The following is a 19,398-nucleotide window of genomic DNA, read 5'->3' on the forward strand; positions in this document are numbered from 1 at the left end:
TATTGGGTAAGAAAATCCCGAGCCAGCGCGATATGCATGGCTCGGGATTTTTTTTGCTCGATAGGCTATTTTGCGGATTACTTCGCTCGTTCCATTACACGGGCTTTGTGGAGCTCGGCAATACCCGCTGCAGCTTCGCGAATGACTTCCGGACCGCGGTAAATGAAGCCGGAATAGATCTGGACCGCAGTCGCACCGGCGCGGATTTTCTCCGCCGCCGATTCACCGTCAAAAATCCCCCCCACACCGATAATCGGCAGCTTGCCGTCGAGAGCAGAGGACAGTTTCCGGATGACTTCTGTGGAGCGCGCGGTCAGGGGGCGACCACTCAAGCCACCCTGCTCCGCGCCGTGTTCCATATTTTCCACGGAAGACTTGTCGATAGTGGTATTGGTTGCAATAACTCCGTCGATTTCATGCTCCTGTAAGGTTTTCGCCACCTGTGCAATGGCATCGTCGTCCATGTCCGGGGCAATCTTTACAGCCAGAGGCACATACCGATCGTGCTCAGCGGCAAGCTGCGCCTGCTTCTCCTTTAGCGCATTCAGCAGCTGGCTCAGGCTATCGCCAAATTGCAGGTCTCGTAGCCCCTGAGTATTCGGGGAAGACACGTTGGCAGTAATGTAATCCGCATGGGCATACACCTTTTCCATGCAAATACAGTAATCATCCGCCGCATCCTCTACCGGGGTATCAAAATTTTTGCCGACATTGATTCCGAGCACCCCCGAATAACGGCGGCGCTTTACCCGTTCCAGCAGGTAGTCCACGCCCTCGTTGTTGAAGCCCATACGATTGATAATGGCCTCTGCCTCGGGCAGGCGGAACAGGCGCGGATGCGGATTACCCGGTTGCGGGCGCGGGGTCACAGTGCCTACCTCTACAAACCCAAACCCGAGGGCGCCGAGCCCGTTGAAGGCCTGGGCGTTCTTGTCCAGCCCCGCGGCCAGCCCCACGGGGTTGGGAAGCGTCAGTCCCATCAATTCCACCGGGTCATCCGGTACCGGCTTGCTAAACAGCGACATCAGCCCCAGACGCTCCGCCGCACCAATGGCATCCATCGACAAATGATGGGAACGCTCGGGATCAAGGGCAAACAGGGCTTTGCGTAAATGCTGGTACATGGGCTTCCTGGCGATTGAATTCGTTTTAGATCACTGCATACGAGAAAGCCCCACCGGAACCGGGTCCGGATGGGGCTTGGCTATTGTACGGAATTAAGGCCGGACGAAAAACCGGCCCTCACTCAGTCGGTCAACAGGGATTCCTGATCCGCGGTGGCGTTTGCCAGGTACATCAACTCACGCAGGGCCACCGTGAACATGGCGAAATCCCCCTGGGTAGAAGATTTCAGCTCTTTCATCAGGCTTTCCCAACGCTGAATGGACTGCGCCATCAGGGTCACCCAGTGCTCTACCGCACTGTCGACATCCAGACCATCATCCCCGGCCAACCGCAGGATATGAGTGGCCAGGCGGGCCAACTGGCTATCCAGGTCATCCATACTGGTTTCCCGAGCCTGTGACTGCCAGAAGGTTTCCGACGGCAGGTCGATAATCTGATTACCAAACCAGTAGAGCCCCAGGCGGTCCGCCAGTGCGAAGTAGGTTTTGGCCACCTCTTCCACCGGGCGATCACTGTGTGCCGCGGTGTGCGAAATACCCAATGCCGAGAACAGATAGGTCGGCGATGCGGCCAGCAATGCCAGATCCTCCGGCACCTTCGCCGCCATCAGCTGCTCGTGACGAGACTGCCATTCGCGCAGAGGCTCACCGCTCAGCACTTCCGGAAGAGCGCGAATCACACGCTGAACCGGCTCCTGATAGAGTGCACTTTCCTTTGCCGGATCCAGCTCGCCGCGACGATTGCGCACAAACCATCGGGTGGCTCGGCGCACGCGGCCTATCATGGAACTCATCAACTGCAGCTGCATCTCGGCCGGCACCTGATAATCCAGCAGAGCCACGCCGTCCTGGAATTGCGGCATCAGATAAACATCCCGGGCGCTGATGTAGGCCGCGGCTATGGTGTCAATATCTGCACCGGTGGCGCCACTGATCCGGTGGTAGAACGTAATCCCCATGCTGTTGACCATTTCATTGGCCACCTGGGTGGAAACGATCTCTCGACGCAGCTGATGATCGTAAACAAGGGCCTTGTAGCGCGCCACCAGCGCCGGTGGAAAGGCCGACTCCACCGCTGCCTGGACATAATCGTTGTCGATGATGTCCGCACCCAGCAGCTCTTCTTTCAATTTCACTTTTACATATGAAATCAGAACGGAAAGCTCCGGGCGGGTAAGATACTGTCCCTTGCTCTGGCGCTCGTTGAGCACGTCATTGTCCGGAATAAATTCCAGCTGACGACGCAGGCGCCCTTCACTCTCCAGGGCATTGATTACTCGACGGAACTCATCGAAACGGTCGCCCACCTGATAGGCAGCCACACTCAATGCGCTGGTCTGATCATAATTGTTGGTAAGAACCAGCTCGGCCACGGATTCGGTCATTTCCTCCAGCAGCTGATTGCGCTGCTTCTCGGTCAGATCTCCGTTGGCAACCACCTTGTCCAGCAGGATCTTGATGTTCACCTCGTGGTCCGAGCAGTCCACGCCGCCGGCGTTGTCGATAAAGTCGGTGTTGCAGCGGCCGCCTTTCAACGAAAATTCGATACGGCCACGCTGGGTCATACCCAGGTTGCCGCCCTCACCAAATACCTTGCAGCGCAATTCATTGCCATTGACCCGCAGGTTGTCGTTCGACTTGTCCCCGACCTGGGCATGACTTTCCGCAGTACCCTTTACGTAGGTGCCGATACCGCCATTCCAGATCAAGTCTACCGGCGCTTTCAGCATCGCACTGATCAGCTCGTTCGGCGTCAGCTGATCCGCTTCAATACCAAATGCCTGCTTCATTTCCGGACTGATTTTCACCGACTTGGCACGGCGCTCGAATATTCCACCGCCTTTTGAAATCAGGCTCAGGTTGTAGTCTGCCCAGCTGGAACGGGGCAGCTCGAACAACCGCTTGCGCTCGTGGTAACTGCTGGAGGCATCCGGATTCGGGTCGACAAAGATGTGCAGATGGTTGAAGGCGCCCTTCAGGCAGATATGTTCCGACAACAACATACCGTTGCCGAACACATCCCCACCCATATCACCAATGCCGATAACCGAGAAATTCTCGGTCTGCACATTGATGCCCATCTCACGGAAATGGCGCTGCACGGATACCCAGGCGCCGCGCGCGGTAATACCCATCTTCTTGTGGTCATAGCCATTACTGCCACCGGAGGCAAAGGCATCACCCAGCCAGAAGTCATACTCGGCGGCGATGCCATTGGCGATATCTGAGAAAGTCGCCGTACCCTTATCGGCAGCCACAACCAGATAGGGGTCGTCTTCATCGCGACGGATTACCCGCTCGGGCGGAATTACCTCGCCATCCTTTAGATTGTCGGTGACATCAAGCAAGGCACGGATAAAGGTCTTGTAGCACTGGATACCCGACTCGATAAACGCTTCGCGACTGTTGTCGGCCGGCGGCTTGCGCACCACAAAACCACCTTTGGCGCCACTGGGGACAATTACCGCATTTTTCACGTTCTGTGCCTTCACCAGGCCCAGCACTTCGGTGCGGAAGTCTTCCAGGCGGTCGGACCAGCGCAGGCCACCGCGCGCCACCTTGCCACCACGGAGGTGAACCCCCTCCACTTGCGGCGAATAGACGAATATTTCGAACAGCGGGCGGGGCTCGGGGATATTCGGAATATCCCGCGGGCTGAATTTGATGGCAATGTAATCCTTGGGCTGATCGTTCTCATCCAGCTGGAAGAAGTTGGTACGCAGGGTCGCGCGAATCAGATCGAGATAGCGACGGATTACCTGGTCTTCGTTGAGGTTGTCCACCGCGTCGAGGCCGTCGTGAATTTTGTTGATCAGGCGCTCTACCCGGGCTTGATCCTGGCGGTCGGCAGAGTTGATCCGCGGATCAAACATGGCGCGGAACAAGGCCACCAGGTTGCGAGTTATCTCCACATGATTCGCCAACGTCGCCGCAATATAAGATTGGCTGGCGCTGAACTTGGTCTGCTTCAGATAGCGGGCATAGGCACGCAGCATGGTGACTTCGCGCCAGTTCAGACGTGCTGCCAGCACCAGGCGGTTGAAGGAATCGCTCTCCGCGACTCCGTCCCAGATCGCTGCGAAAGCATCCTGGAACAGGGAACGCGATGCCTGCGCGTCGATGCGAGTGGGCAGACCGAATTCCAGATGAAATTCGTGCATCCACACGTCCTGCTTATCGCGAGGGCGAATGGTGTAGGGGAACTCGCCCATTACCCTGAGCCCCAGGTGCTCCAGTACCGGGATCACGTCAGAGAGGGTCAGTCCTCCACCAACGTTGAACACTTTGAACCGCAGGCTGCCGGGTTCCGCGCCTACCGGTTGGTAAAAACTCATGGCTACCCGGTTGTTGTCACTCAGCTCCTGAATGGAGGTGACATCCTGTACCGCGATACGAGGTTCAAAGTCTTCCCGATAACCGGCAGGAAATGCCTGGCCATAGGTGCCGATCAGGCGACTGCCCTCTTCCTCCCCGTGGGTTTCAATCAGGGATCTATGGAATACGTCTTCCCAGCTGCGGGTTATATCCACGATTTGCGCCTCCAGTCGCGCTACATCAAATTCCACGGGTTCATTGGGGTCAACCCGGAACACCAGATGTACCCGGGCGAGAATCGATTCGGAAAAGTACGTGGTGAAATCGGAATCCAGAGCGTGTATTGCACGGGCAATACGGTCGCTGATCTTCTCCCGCACCTCACTATTAAACTGGTCCCGCGGCACATACACCATGGCCGACACAAACTTGCCAAACGGGTCCTTGCGCATAAACAGGCGCAGGCGTGCGCGCTCATTCATGGCCAGTACGCCATGGGTAGTGTCGAAGAGTTCACGGGTGCTGCTCTGGAAGAGCTCGTCCCGAGGGAAAGTGTCCAGAATCCGCTTCAGCGCCTTGCCATCATGGCTGGTGGGCGCAAGGCCGCTCTGCTCAATCACTGAGGCCAGTTTGCGGCGAATGATCGGGATTTTGGACGGGCTCTCTGTATAGACCGGCGAGGTGTAGAGGCCCATAAACGCGGACTCTCCGATTACCTCACCCTTGTCGTCGTAGCGTTTGATACTGACGTAATCCGAATAGGCCGCCCGGTGCACCCGGGACTTCACCGAGGATTTGGCAAAGGTGAGGAAGTTCGGGCCTTGATAGAACCGCTGCTTACCTTCGTTGAAGGCGTACTCGGGAGTGGGCTGGGCACTCTCTTCAAGCTTTTTAAAGATACCCAGCCGGCGGTTCTCCACCTCGTGCAGGACTTTTTTGTCACCCTGCTGGGAGAATTCATACTCCCGGTAACCGAGGAAAGTGAAATTACCGTCACGCATCCATTGCAGAAAGGCACTGGCTTCGTCCAGGTTGGCGTCGTTATCGGCAATACCGGCCTGCAGCTGATCTTCCATGGCCGCACAGGTATCCAGCATCGGCACGTAATCGTCGACCACCAGTTCCACATCGCCGAGCACATCTTTCAGAGCCCGCGCCATGTCCGACGCATGGGAGGCGCTAGTATCAAGGTTGATCTCGAGATAGATCAGCGCTTCGCTGGTGATGCGCGGGTCATCCTGGCGGTCTTCACTTTGGCGATGGGTGGCCGATATCAGATGCTGCAGACGCCCGCTGTCGTCCCGCTGCAGTTGCATCACAGTACTTTTGATGGAATGGATCACCGTATTGCAACGGTTGATCTCCATGCGTACCGAATCCACCAGAAACGGCATATCACGCTGCAATACGCACACCACAGTATGGGAGCACTCCCAGCCATGCTCTTCCAGGCGCGGGTTGTACACCCGCACTTTGGGTTCACTACCACCTCGCTGCTGAATAAAGTCCCAACAGGTGTATATGCACCCGTAGACATCCGCCAGCCGCCTTCCCGCCAGATCCTCCAGCGGGTACTGATTCAGAAATTGCTCGGCGAAGGCCTCCACTGGCCCCGCCTTGTCCCCCAGCTTATCGCGAATGACACTGCCGACCTGTTCCAGCAGCTCTTCCCGGCTATCGGTAATCACCGTCGCCATATTCACGTACGTCCTCCCATCCCGGTGCAATCGTCATTGCATCCGACTGATTGATCTGAGCCGGCACACCGGGTGCCAAGCTCCACCCGCCTGAATCTACCTGTCGTATTATTCACCTTTTTGCGCCGGCATTCATCGCCACACGCTTACAAGGTAGAACAAAACGACAGAATAATTGTCTACTCTTCCGCCTTTGAGTGCGGGAAGGCCTTGCGGCATTTGCCTCTCAGCCAACTGCCGCTAAAATCGACCTGCCCGCAGACTTCGGACAAGTGGCTATATATAAGAGGGCACCTCAAAAAGCATAGATAGCCACCGCTCCGCGGCAGCGTATTGAAACAGGAAATCGGCAAAAGAAGTGACGATATGGACACACGCCAGCAGATAAAAATTCTGGGTGATTGGCTGGAGCAGCAGATTATTGGCCAGGAGGCTTTGGTCAATCGGATTCTCATAGGATTGCTGGCCGACGGGCACCTCCTGGTTGAAGGAGCGCCGGGTCTGGCCAAGACAAAAGCGATCAAAACCCTGGCAGATGCCATCGAGGGCGATTTCCATCGGGTGCAGTTCACCCCGGACCTTTTGCCATCTGACATTACCGGCACCGATATCTACCGACCGGAGACCGGCGAATTCCATTTCCAACCCGGCCCGGTATTCCACAACCTGATCCTCGCGGATGAAATCAACCGTGCGCCGGCCAAAGTGCAATCTGCATTGCTGGAAGCCATGGCAGAGCGGCAGATCAGTGTGGGCCGCAAAACCTACTGCCTGCCGGAACTGTTTTTGGTGATGGCCACCCAGAACCCCATCGAGCAGGAAGGCACCTACCCCCTGCCGGAAGCACAGCTCGACCGCTTTCTGATGCAGGTCAATCTCAGCTACCCAAATGCGGAAGCGGAGACCAAGATCCTCAAGCTCGCCCGTGCGGAAGCCAGCCACGGTGAAGGCCGCCCGGAAAACATCATCAGTCAGGAAACCCTCTTCGCGGCACGCAAGGAAATTCTCGACCTGACCATGGTGGAAGCGGTGGAAACCTATATCGTGCAGCTGATCATCGCCACCCGCGAACCCCAGCGCTACGACGACGAACTGGCCAGCTGGCTCGATTTCGGAGCCAGCCCCCGCGCCACCATCGCCCTGGACCGATGCGCCCGCGCCTACGCCTGGCTCGCCGGGCGCGATTACGTGACGCCGGACGATGTAATGGCGATTGCCCCAGACGTACTGCGCCACCGCCTGCTGCTCAGCTTCGAAGCGGAAGCCGCCGGTGCAAATGCCGACCGCGTCATCCGCCGCCTGCTGCAACTGGTCCCGGCGATCTAGGTTATTGATGGTGGTCGAAGCACTGAACCACAACGAGCTGGAACTAAAGGGCGCCTACCCCGAGGTAGCACCACTGGTGCGCCTGCGTCATATCGCCCGCCAGTTGCGCCTGTTCAAACCCAGAGTCAGCCGCAGCGACCAGGCCGGCAACCTGCTGACCCGCTACCGCGGGCGCGGTATGAATTTCGAGGAAGTGCGGTATTACCAGCCCGGTGACGATGTGCGTTCCATCGACTGGCGGGTAACTGCGCGCACCGGTAAAACCCACACCAAACTGTTTCAGGAAGAGCGCGAGCGCCCGGTGGTGATTCTGCTGGACCTGCGCTCTCCCATGTTCTTCGGCAGTCAGAAAGCATTCAAATCTGTTGCGGCCTGCAGTATCGCCGCCGCCCTCAGTTGGGCCGGCCTGCAACACGGGGATCGGATCGGCGCGCTGATATTCGACGATAACGACGTCAACACCGTGCGCCCGCGGCGCAGCCACCACGCCGTGCTCGCCGCCATTCACGGCATGGTGGAATCCGCCTCCGCCCTGGACAGCCCGATTCCCGCCAATGGTTCCCAGGCACTGTCCACCCTGTTGGAAGAAGCCCGCCGTGTCGCCCGCCCCGGCAGTGCCGTGTTTCTGATCAGCGACTGTCATGATCTCGACCAAAGTTGCGAGCAGGCGCTTTACTCACTCACCCGACACGCGGACCTCCAGGTGCTGCGGGTAACCGATCCGCTGGAACAGCAACTGCCGGATCAGGCCGTCACCATCAGCGACGGCCAGCGGCGCACCTTTCTAGGAAAAGGGAATCAGGGGTTGCGGCAGATTTTCGCCCGTCACCAGGAAGAAATGCGGGAAAACGCCGCGCAACTGTGTCGCCGGCTGCGTCTGCCGTTACTGGACTTTGACAATACCCAGCCGGTGGTGCCGCGTTTGCTCGCCACCTATGGCGACAGGCAGCCCGCCCCGGGCCGGAGGCACCCGTGAAATCCTTCGGACCCTTTGTCAAGCAGGTCATACCGCCCCAACAGCCACCCCAACAGCCGCCGCAAATCACACCGGAAATGCAGCAACTGCTGGAGCAACTCAAAGATATCCATGAGCCAGCCCCCATCGGCTGGTGGCCACTGGCGCCCGGCTGGTGGATTCTCGCAGGCGTGCTGATTGCGCTGGCTTTTGCCACCGTATGGCTATTTTTTTATCTGCGCCGCCAGCGTCAGAGGAAAATGTACAGAGTCGAAGGCGCCCGCTTGCTGAAACAGCTCGACCTGCAGCAGCCGCGGGTGGTGGAAGCCATCAACGTCCTTCTAAAACGGGTCGCTGTGGTAACCTTCGGCCGCGCCCAGTGCGGCCCACTGACCGGCGAGCGCTGGATCGAATTTCTTCAGTCCACCGCAGACACATCCATGCCCGAGCCTGCTCGCCGCGCCCTCCTGGAAAGCCTGTATAGCGCGCGGGAACCGGATGCGCAGGATCTACAGATACTGCAGCAATACGCATTGGATTGGGTGCGCAATCACCAGGTGATGGAGAATTCTCAAACGCAGACCGAGCCGCCAAGCACGCAGGAGGCCGAGCATGTTTGAGTTCGGCCTTCCCTGGGTGCTCCTGTTGTTGCCACTGCCGCTACTGGCCCGCAAGCTGCTGCCGAAAAGCGAACCTTTGAACAGCGCCCTCAAGGTACCTTATTACCAGCAACTGCCGCGAAAAAGTGGCGGCGCCGCGGGAAACCGCTGGAATCTTTTGATGCTGTGGATGCTCTGGACGTTGCTGCTGTGCGCCGCCGCCCGCCCCCAGTGGTATGGTGAACCCATTACCCAGACCACCAGCGCCCGCGACCTGCTGATCGCCGTGGACATTTCCGGCAGCATGGAAACTCCCGACATGATCCTGAACAGTAATCCCGCCATGCGCATTACCGCGGTAAAAAACGTGGTCGGTGATTTTGTGTTGCGCCGTAAAGGCGATCGTCTTGGACTGGTGCTGTTCGGCACCCGCGCCTATTTGCAGGCACCGCTCACCTTCGACCGCCAAACCGTCGATACTCTACTCAATGAGGCCCAGATCGGTTTTGCCGGCCAGGGCACCGCGATTGGCGATGCCATTGGCCTTTCGGTAAAACGACTTACCCAACGACCGGCGGATCAGCGCGTACTCATTCTGCTCACCGACGGTGCCAACACCGCCGGCGACGTGGCGCCACTGAAAGCGGCTGAACTGGCCAAACAGGCCGGTGTGCGCGTGTACACCATTGGCGTCGGTGCCGACGAAATGGTCCAGCCCGGCCTGCTGGGATCCCGTTTTGGCGCGCGCCGGGTCAACCCATCCCGGGATCTCGACAGCGACACCCTGCAGGCCATTGCCGACCAGACCGGCGGTAAATATTTCCGCGCGCACAATCCCCAGGAGCTGGTGCAGATATATGAGGAGCTGGATCGACTGGAGCCGGTAGAACAGGAAGCGGAAACCTACCGACCATTGAAGTCCCTGTACATCTGGCCACTGGGTCTCGCCCTGCTGTCAGCACTTTTGTGGGCCGCTCTACCGCTGATAACCTCCGGGGTTTCGGAGCTGCAACTGCGCAACAGTAGACGTGCCAGCAAGCGGAATGGAGGTCAACCCGCGTGAGCTTTTTCGCCGACCTTCACCAGTTTCATTTTCTGCGCCCGGCAACCCTGTTGTTGATCCTGCCCGCTGCACTGATTTGCTGGGCACTGGCACGCACGGTGTTTGCCAGTGGCCGACTGCAAAAGATCATCGATCCCGACCTTCTCCCACACCTGTTGCTGAAAGGCGGTGAAAAACGTCCTTGGCTATTCACACTTATCTTCACCCTACTGACCTGTGCCATTGTGGCCCTCGCCGGGCCAACCTGGCGCAAGCTTCCCACCCCGGTGTACAGTAATCAGGACGCAGTAGTGATTCTGCTGGACCTGTCACCGTCCATGATGGCCACAGACCTCTCACCCAATCGGCTGACCCGCGCCCGACTGAAAATTCTCGACATCCTGAAACAGCGTAAAGACGGGCTGACCGCTCTGGTCGCCTACGCCGGCGAGGCCCATATCGTCACACCACTGACCGATGACACCGCAACCATTGCCAACCTGGTTCCGTCTCTTTCGCCACGTATCATGCCCGTACCGGGAAGTAATATCGAAATGGCAGTTCAAGAGGGCTTGCGACTCTTGGAAGACGGCGCGGGCGGTCACGGACGATTACTGGCCGTTACGGACGGTATCGACAAAGCCGCGGTAAGCACAATCAAAAGCGAAGTGAACAATAGCGATGCCACCCTTTCCATTCTCGCCGTTGGCAGTGGTGAGGGCAGTCCAATACCCAAGAACACGGGCAGTGGCTTTATTACCGATGACAGCGGCTCCATTATTATTGCCAACTTTGACCGCAGCGAACTGCAGCGACTGGCCAACAACACCGGTGGAAAGTTCGCCCAGATCACCGTGGATGACAGTGATATTGCCCGAGTTCTACCGGAAGACACCTCCCCACAACAGGCAGAGCTTACCGAGCGGGAATTCGATCAGTGGAATGAAGAAGGCCCATGGCTGGTCTTGCTGCTATTACCCTTTACCCTGCTTTTGTTCCGCAAAGGCACACTCGCCTGCATGCTGCCACTGAGCCTTCCATTGATGGCAATGCTGGCCGCACCCGAGACCAGCGCGCAGGAAGCCAACGGTCTTTGGCAGACGTCAAACCAGCAGGCAGAAAAGCTTCTTCGACAAGGTAACCCTCAAGCCGCCGCAGAGATTTTTGAAAACTCCCAATGGCGTGGCACCGCGCAATATCGCGCCGGTGAATACGATGCAGCGGCAAAAAGCTTCGCCGAAAGCACTGACCCACAGGGCCTATACAATCTCGGTAACAGCCTAACCCAACAGGGCCAGTTTGATCTGGCCATCGAAGCCTTTGACCGGGCCCTCCAGCAAAACCCGGAATTCGCCGACGCGCGCCATAACAAGCAAATTGCCGAAGAGCTGAAAAAACTGCAACAACAGCAACAAAACCAACAATCCCAACAGGGCGATCAACAACAGAACCAGAATCAGCAGCAAGACCAACAACAGAATCAACAGTCGCAGAATCAATCCCAGCAGGATCAGCAGCAAAGCGACTCCGACCAGTCGTTACAGGAACAGCAGTCCCAGAACCAACAGCAAACGGGCGAAGAGGAACAGCAACAGAACTCCGACCAAGGTGAGCAGGACCAGTCCGAGCAAGAGCAACAGGAACAGCAGGCCGACAGCCAGCAGCAAAACCAGGGCGGCGAAGAGTCCGAGAAACAGGCCAACGCCAACTCCCAAGAGTCGGAAAGTGAGCTGGACCCGGAAACGCAACAGGCTCTGGACCAATGGCTGCGCCAGATCCCAGACGATCCCGCTGGTCTGATGCGCGAAAAATTCAAATACGAAAGCCTGCAGCGCCGCCGCGCCTACCGCGCCGGTGAATGGCAACCCCCGGAAAACGGAGCCACCCAAAGATGGTAAGCCAAGTGGAAAACTACTCCTTTCCCCCACGTAGGAGCCTGCCTGCAGGCGAACCGCGCGCACGCGCGAAAACCACACGATCCACCCGGCTCGCCTATCTTATCCTGCTGCCACTCCTCCTGTTGGTCTCACTGTCAACCAGCGCCCAGGACCTGACCGCGTCCGTAGACCGCAACGAACTCGCTATCAACGAGACCTTTACCCTCACGTTGCGTTACAGTGGCAGCCAAAGCGGCGGCCAGCCAGACTTCAACCTGCTGGAACAGGACTTCGAAGTCCTCTCCCGCCAGCAGTCCAACCAGTATCGCGTCATCAATGGCCGTGCAGAGAGCTTCGTCGAGTGGACCCTGATCCTCGCCCCACTGAAGGAAGGCAAACTCTTCGTCCCCTCCCTGCACCTGCACGGCCAGATCTCCGACGCCATCCCCATCACCGTCAACAAAGCCGGCCAGACACCCAGTGGCGACAACCGCAAAGCATTTCTGGAAGTTGAGCTGGACAAAGACAAGCTGTACGTACAGGAACAGCTCCTGGTCAAAGTCCGCCTCTACACCACCGTAGGCCTGCACGACATCGCCACCGACCCCCTGCAGATACCCGGTGCGCATATTGAAAAAGTGGATGAACAGCGCTTTGAACACAGAATCAAAGGTGTAGGTCACGCCGTCTACGAACTGACCTATGCCGTATTCCCGGAAAGCTCAGGCGAGCTACAAATCCCCGCGCTCAACTACGTTGCCGTGACCGGCAGACGAGACCCCTTCTCCCTGTTCAACCGCAACGCCCAACGCATCCGCCTGCGCTCGGAAGCAAAAACAGTACAGGTGGAGCCTAAGCCCGATAGCTACAGCGGGAGCCACTGGCTACCTGCGGCCAGCCTAGGGCTGGTTCAGAGCTGGTCCAAAGACCCGGAAGAGTTCAAAGTGGGCGAGCCTATCACTCGAATTATCACTCTCAGAGCGGAAGGTTTGAGGGCCGCTCAACTGCCACCCCTACCGAAGTTAAATATCGAAGGGCTCAAGACATACCCGGATCAACCGCAGCAGGAAGATCAGCCCGGCTCGAACGGCATAACCGGCAGCCGGATTGAAACAACGGCCATTGTCGCCACCAAACCCGGCAGCTATCAGCTACCGGCCGTTACGATCACCTGGTGGGATACGAAGACTGGGAAACAGAGGGCTACGCAGTTGCCGGCGTTTCGGTTTAACGTTAGCGGCACTCCAGTAACGAATAGCGCTGCGGCGACATCTACAGGCTTGCCGAGCGCCCGCACACCAATCACCAACGAGGTGGAACCAGGATTCTGGCAAAAGGTCGCCATTGCCGCGATCGCATCGCATCTGCTTTGGGTTTTCTATCTATTCTATCGCCGAGGCAACCGCGTCCACGAGAAAGCCAACAACGCCAGGGGCTCCACCGGCGTCGACGAACAAACCCGTGCTTTGGGACACGCGATAAAAAATGGCGATGCTGTCCAAATCCAACAAGCTCTCGTTCATTGGATAGGTGCTCGTTGGCCGCAGGTGAAAGGCAGCAGCCTAAGTGAGTTCAACCGCCAGCTAAATTTTGAAGAATTGGATAAGCTTCGGGAGCTACTTGGAACAGCCCTCTATCTAACACCGCCGAAGCCGCTAAATCAGCAGCAAGTACAGATATTAGCGAGCCGATTAATAAAACGAGAAATAGAAGAGAAAATTAAAACAGAGGACGAAACACTTCCTGGGCTGTTCTCGCAGTAGCACTATTGAAGCTTCAGAAAGACCCGGCTAGCTCATTGACCGAATGGCATCGGATAATGCAGAGTCAAGAGATTGCCTAGGCTGCCACCCAAGTAAACGGGTAATTTTTTCAGAGCTGATCAATAGATCGCCAGTGAGGCCGTCCCCTAGAGATTTTCGACCGACAAGGGTCGATACAGATCGCAGAACACCGGGTGGAATGGGCCACAATTTAGGCTTCACGCCAATACACGAAGCAACACTTTTACAAAGGTCACGTGTAGAAACTCGCTCAGGATTGGCCACATGAAATATCTCACCTGGGGCACCCTCGTGTGACAGCGCCAAATCGATTGCGGATACTAGATCTTCAACCGCAACAAACTGACGCTGATTAAGTACTCGGGAGAATGGTAGCGGGATTCCACGTTTAACTGCGCCAACCAGACTTGCCACATTACCTTTAACACCAGAGCCCAAGACTGCAGGAGAGCGCAATATCACCAACTCCATATCGCTGGAATTTGCAAAATCCATTAATTTTTCTTCAGCCAAAGCCTTTGAAGTAGTATACGCATTATGAGCTTTATACGGTGCACTTTCAGTCAAGGGTGTACTCGAATTTGATCCCAAAACCCCGATAGAGCTGACAAACACAAACCGCTTTACACCATAGAAGCTGGCTTCCTGAGCGAGCGCAAGTGCCCCGTCAGCATTATCTTTAATAAATCCAGAGTTGTCCGAAAACCCCTTACCCCGAATATGCACACGCGCAGCCAAATGCACTAGCGACTCCACGCGATCCAAGGCGCCACCTAATGGCTGGCCGAGTCTCCAATGAGGGCCAACGGCTACACCCAATTGAGTAGGCTTGCTAGAGCTCATTGATTCCCCCGTTGAATTCAACCTATTCAACAGTGCCCGACCAATCGTTCCACTCGCACCAGTGACTAGTATCTTGCCTGCAATCATCGATTCAACCGCTTTCGAAAGCCCCGGAATGCGTAAGAAATAAAATTAGGAATTGCCCTCCAAAGCGGTAATCGCTCAAAATCACGATATACTCGCCATGTATACAGCGCTGCACTCAACTTATTTGATGACAATGACCCAGGTCTTACTCTGTAGTATGTCAACGGTTCATCTATCCCTTTTGCAACGGCACCTTCTCGGAGCAATTTCAGCCAAAATGCGAAATCTTGACGTTTGCGAATATCCGGCATCTTAGGCCTGCCGAGCGCATTATAGTCAAGCAGCACACTGGAACAGCCAATTAACGGATTGGCCAAAAGGGTACTATAATCTACATGGTGCTCGACACTCTGGACAGCGCCAAACTGGTTACCAAACGAGTCAACCTTTTGAATCGCGGTATAAACCAGCTGAGCATCCTGCTCCTTTACGACCTTAATCTGACGTGCCAACTTTTCCGGATCCCATAGATCATCCCCATCGATGAAGGCAACGTAGGGAAACCTGGCGGCTTGTAGCCCCATATTTCTTGCGCCAGCTCCGCCTAGGTTCTCACTACTATGAAGAACTCGAACTCTCGAATCGCGGGCCGCGAAGATGTTGGCGATTTCTCTTGTTTGATCTGTCGAGCAATCATCGATGACAATTAGCTCAAGAGCTCTGTGACTTTGGTTTAATACAGATTCCATGGAGGAGGCCAAAAAACCCGCCAAATTAAAGGCGGGCATTATCACACTGACCTCGTCATAAATTTCTCGCGACATTCACATATCCAGCTGCCAGATTTGCTAAGTGAACTTCATGTAGTAAACAATGGCATGAAAACTATCTGCGCTCTGGCTTACCGCCAAAACCAACACGTATCAGCTCTAACAGTTCAACACGCCAAACTTTTATATACACAAAACTTGCGATCAAACGATATTTCAATGGAAATTGGCTGCAACTTGCTAGCCGTATCGATGTTATCGCAGGGGATAATATCGTACGGATAAATATCCAGACCTTGTATCGGTTAGACTTACAGGTTAATTGCCCACCCTTAACCCTACGTGCTTTGGTTGCTATCTCGTTCCAACTTGTTCTCGTACGATGATTCACAACAGCAGCTTCCACGTAGGTAATATTAAACCCCCGTCGTCTCGCCCGATGACAGAAATCGGCATCGCCCCCGGAATAGAGCTGCTCGTTGAACCCTCCAACCTCAGAAATCAACGTTCTAGAAACGGCTAGATTTGCCGTAGCAGCATAACCCCGCCTAACGTAATGAGCCTGAGGGATTCCCCGGACCATATCGAAAATCTCATAAACCGAGGGCTGACCATTATCGGTCATAGACTCAACTCTACCCGCCACAAAAGTTCTCTTAGTCCGGTCAGCACCAAGTGCACTTACGGCTTGTGCAACCCAGCTCCTCCCCGGGAGACAATCCGCGTCTGTGAAAAGAAGCCACCGCCCCTGAGCCTTAGCAACACCGTAATTGCGGGCCGCATAAGCACCTTTTTTCTTACAACGCAAGACTTGCACATTTGGCTCAAGCTGATCTGGCAATATGACTTCACTGGATCCATTGTCCACCAAAATAATCTCAATAAGTGACCGTGGGTACGTTTGGCCCTTCAAGCAATCTAACAGATCTGGAACCATGGGCCACTGTTCAAAGACAGGAACAATGATAGATACGTGGATACCCACTTTAAAAAACCCGCTTTCTATTCATATAGACAAGTCATCTTCACTATAAACAGTGCAACAATTCCCAAAAAGGTAACCAATGAAAGCTAGCCTAATCTTTAATTCTGGGAAAATGAGCAGTAGCTTTACTACCACCAGACTCTTCATGCTCCAAAGCTCGAAGTCTTATTAATTAAACTTATCCTATCCGGAAGCTCCGTACGAATGGACTCCCCCACTAACAAATCAACACGTTCGATAACTCGCCCAACAAGTTCTAGCCCATCCACAAATTGGTGCCGAAGACAGCGCTCCTCCAAAGCGGCTAACAAAGCTGAAAGCTCAGCTGCCTCCACTCGAACATCGATTAACGATGCGCGCACACTGGCCCCCATTTCGATCGCAGGAGCCAATTCATGAAGCTGATCCCGCTTACGCCAATCCCCAGTTTTGACCGGCCAGCCAAAACCAAGTGGCTCGAGAGACCACCGTCCCCAATTCAACGACAACGGGAAATCTTCCCGCCCGCCCACCAAGATGTTCGCTCCGGTAAAATCAGGATTTGTAACCGTCAATGGCAGGGATCTCAAGTGCTTTTTTAGGGTTGGCAGATGGTCGATAAGCCTGAGAACTCCATCATGCTGCCGAGTACTACCAACCGCAACCAGCAATCGCCTAAACAAATCAGGCTCAAGCCGTTGCCATAACAATGGCTTCGAGCGTCGATATCGATGAACAAGTGTTTCTGGCGGCTCGAGAGTTAACAATGAGTCCCTCAAGTCTCTCAATCGGGGTTGTACGTCTCTAGCTTTTGGAGAATTTACGTCTTTTGGAATCCGGTATACCAGACTCAGAAACTCGCTCACATTGACTGTCCCCAGGAAGCATGGAACGGGCAGACCTTTAGGTGCATTACTCAGGAGAGTTGACTCATGAATGGCAATAGCCTTTCGGTCTTCATTAAAGAGCTTGAGCAGGTAATCATGCTCGCCCGACCGAGACACCACTTTTATAACACCAGCTGTACGATTACTTGAATGGTGCCATTCAAAGCTCGTTGCTCCATCGTAGCTGGGAGCGACTCTACTAAGAACCTCGATACACCATTTGGACCGAATCTCGGGTAATAGAAGTGGCCAAATGCCTTTATCTGCTGAGGCTGGCCCTTTCATCAGCACCTCGCCATGAAAAAAAAGGGCGTTGATCCGAACTCGCTGCTGATATAACGAGGCCACGTCTCGAACAAGAGAAGCGAACCTATTCAGAAGTTGCCGCGCTAAAAGTAATGAAACTATGGCGATAATAACCGAGGGGGGATGGAACAAAATAAAATCGGAGACCAAAAATGTGAAAGCGGAAAAGAACCCAAAAGCAGCGAGAATCTTTGCATTTTTGTCGAGATCTTCCCCCACAGCATCATGAAATGACTGAGAAAATCTGCAAATCGAAAAAATCATCACCATCGATAGAAATAGATAGCCAAGTAAGATTGCAGCAATATCTAAATACAACAGCGCAAGCCCAAGAAATGCACATACTGAAAACACACCATCAGATAACGCTCGAGAAAAACGTTGATACGTACTGGCTGCAATTTCATCTTGATTTTCAAAGAGGATTATCTTTTTATTCTTCAACAACAATTCTTTAGAGGCTTTCTGGGTAATCACTCCAATAAAATTCTGGGAAAGAAGATGAACTAGAAAGAAGCCAACCGCCGCCGCGCTAAGCGCGATAATCAATATTTCGCGACCGATCTCCTTCCATTCGGCCGGCAAATAGACAGGGAGGGTCTCCGTCCCAAGTAATATCACTACCTTCAGTGGCAAGAATGAAGCCAGCAGCATTGAAACCTGGGAAATGATAGTTAGAAGAATTATTAGCGACGTCCGCCATGGCTCAACTCGAGCAAGCTTGGCTGCCAAGGATACGCTCCACCGGATAGAACTCCATACCTCGGAGATCATAAATTTAACCCACCAATTAGAGGCATTGCGCCAAATTTAAACATTTCCTTAGCTCCAACAGAGCCACACGGGCCTTGAGTGCTGGCACTATACCGAAAACCACGCTTCTCAGTCGCCCAAAAAGCGGCGCCGATATTAACAATTGAATCGTGCTCTCCTCGAAAAACAGCATTTCCACGTTAGCGTCTCTCCGCTTCCCTATTAAAACTGAGTCGGAGAAGCTCTTTTAGCTCTACAATCCACAAACCAAGCTGGATGCTAATTGCAACTCCTCGATAGCGCCAAGAATAGCGATTATCCCTAGCAAAACGATAGACAGCGATAGCAGGTGGCATCAACGACCTTGCGATAGTCAGAACGCGTCCTCTTCCTGACGGAGTTCGAAACTTACCTCCTTTAATCCGTCGCGCTTTTGTGGCGATCTCCTTCCATGTTGTACGCGCGCGATGCTTTACCACGGCCTGATGCAAATAATTGAGCTGAGCCCCGCTAGAAACAGCTCTACGGCAAAAATCAACGTCGCCCCCAGAAAACGCATGCTCACTAAAACCATCCAACTGATCGAACAGCTTTTTATGCACTACCAAGTTTGCAGTCGCTGCGTAGCCCTGCTTGACATATCGACGTTGTGGAATCCCTTTAAGAACATCATAGATTTCGCAATAATTTGGAGGCGAAGTCTGATAAACGACGGAAATTCGGCCAGCAAAAAACTGAAGCTCGTCATGACAATGACCCACATGATGACGAATATTTTCCAACCAATCGCTTTCAGGCAAGCAGTCAGCATCGGTGAATACCAGCCACTCGCCTTGCGCAGCAACGACCCCTAAGTTCCTCGCAGCATAGGAGCCCAATTTCTCACAAGTTAAGATGGTTACATTCCTGGCCCTTATCTTAGGCGGGGAAAATTCATTCGATCCATTCTCGATCAGGAGCACCTGAAATTCATCTTGAGGTAAAGTTTGTTTTTCAAGGCAATCCAATAAGCCTGGGATAACATGCCAATGATCACAAACAGGGACGACAACAGTCATTTTCAAGGAACTCTGTAGAAAGGCTCTTGAACGAAGCATATTTTACCTTCCAAAACTAAAGTTAGTGAACG

General features: G+C 54.6%; 13 protein-coding genes. 6 read left to right on the forward strand and 7 right to left on the reverse strand.

Features of this window, described 5'->3' with window-relative positions; all coding sequences use genetic code 11:
• Positions 1-77: 77 nt before the first annotated feature.
• Together AU11_RS03700 and AU11_RS03705 are read right to left on the reverse strand one after the other, a co-directional pair.
• A complete protein-coding gene (locus AU11_RS03700) occupies positions 78-1,124 on the reverse strand; it encodes a quinone-dependent dihydroorotate dehydrogenase (RefSeq protein WP_043316519.1) in 1,047 nt (348 codons plus the stop codon).
• A gap of 122 nt (positions 1,125-1,246) precedes the next feature.
• Positions 1,247-6,136, reverse strand: a complete 4,890-nt coding sequence (locus AU11_RS03705; RefSeq protein WP_043316521.1) for an NAD-glutamate dehydrogenase — start codon at positions 6,134-6,136, stop codon at positions 1,247-1,249.
• A gap of 366 nt (positions 6,137-6,502) precedes the next feature.
• Between AU11_RS03705 and AU11_RS03710 the strand changes: the two genes are divergently transcribed.
• From AU11_RS03710 to AU11_RS17650, 6 genes are read left to right on the forward strand one after another with little or no spacing between them, the layout of a single operon-like run.
• On the forward strand, positions 6,503-7,462 hold the full coding sequence (locus tag AU11_RS03710) for a MoxR family ATPase (protein WP_043318081.1): 960 nt from the start codon (positions 6,503-6,505) through the stop codon (positions 7,460-7,462).
• A complete protein-coding gene (locus tag AU11_RS03715) occupies positions 7,413-8,438 on the forward strand; it encodes a DUF58 domain-containing protein (RefSeq protein WP_231491717.1) in 1,026 nt (341 codons plus the stop codon). Before AU11_RS03710 ends, AU11_RS03715 begins: the two co-directional genes overlap by 50 nt.
• The gene (locus tag AU11_RS03720; protein WP_043316525.1) at positions 8,435-9,037 is read left to right on the forward strand and encodes a DUF4381 domain-containing protein; all 603 of its coding nucleotides are present in this window, start codon (positions 8,435-8,437) and stop codon (positions 9,035-9,037) included. Before AU11_RS03715 ends, AU11_RS03720 begins: the two co-directional genes overlap by 4 nt.
• Complete coding sequence (locus AU11_RS03725; protein WP_043316526.1) at positions 9,030-10,079, forward strand: VWA domain-containing protein; 1,050 nt, start codon at positions 9,030-9,032, stop codon at positions 10,077-10,079. Before AU11_RS03720 ends, AU11_RS03725 begins: the two co-directional genes overlap by 8 nt.
• Positions 10,076-11,956: a VWA domain-containing protein gene (locus AU11_RS03730; protein WP_043316528.1), complete on the forward strand. Its 1,881-nt coding sequence runs from the start codon at positions 10,076-10,078 to the stop codon at positions 11,954-11,956. The genes AU11_RS03725 and AU11_RS03730 overlap by 4 nt, the downstream gene beginning before the upstream one ends.
• Before the next feature lie 5 nt (positions 11,957-11,961).
• On the forward strand, positions 11,962-13,698 hold the full coding sequence (locus AU11_RS17650; protein WP_231491519.1) for a BatD family protein: 1,737 nt from the start codon (positions 11,962-11,964) through the stop codon (positions 13,696-13,698).
• Positions 13,699-13,725: 27 nt separating this feature from the next.
• On the opposite strand, the gene AU11_RS17980 is transcribed toward AU11_RS17650, so the two are convergent.
• The 5 genes from AU11_RS17980 to AU11_RS17985 all read right to left on the reverse strand — a co-directional run bounded on the left by AU11_RS17980 (position 13,726) and on the right by AU11_RS17985 (position 19,327).
• A complete protein-coding gene (locus AU11_RS17980) occupies positions 13,726-14,649 on the reverse strand; it encodes an NAD-dependent epimerase/dehydratase family protein (protein ID WP_081847916.1) in 924 nt (307 codons plus the stop codon).
• Positions 14,646-15,413, reverse strand: coding sequence for a glycosyltransferase family 2 protein (locus AU11_RS03740; protein ID WP_043316530.1), 768 nt, complete (start codon positions 15,411-15,413; stop codon positions 14,646-14,648). The genes AU11_RS17980 and AU11_RS03740 overlap by 4 nt, the downstream gene beginning before the upstream one ends.
• 61 nt (positions 15,414-15,474) lie before the next feature.
• Positions 15,475-16,344: a glycosyltransferase gene (locus AU11_RS18660; RefSeq protein WP_051686921.1), complete on the reverse strand. Its 870-nt coding sequence runs from the start codon at positions 16,342-16,344 to the stop codon at positions 15,475-15,477.
• A gap of 143 nt (positions 16,345-16,487) precedes the next feature.
• Entirely contained in the window at positions 16,488-18,248 is a 1,761-nt protein-coding gene (locus AU11_RS03750) for a hypothetical protein (RefSeq protein ID WP_156035115.1), read from the reverse strand.
• A gap of 221 nt (positions 18,249-18,469) precedes the next feature.
• A complete protein-coding gene (locus AU11_RS17985; RefSeq protein ID WP_197023754.1) occupies positions 18,470-19,327 on the reverse strand; it encodes a glycosyltransferase family 2 protein in 858 nt (285 codons plus the stop codon).
• Positions 19,328-19,398 lie beyond the last annotated feature (71 nt).

The sequence above is a fragment of the Microbulbifer sp. HZ11 genome (genome assembly GCF_000708675.1).
In the GTDB taxonomy this organism is placed as follows: domain Bacteria; phylum Pseudomonadota; class Gammaproteobacteria; order Pseudomonadales; family Cellvibrionaceae; genus Microbulbifer.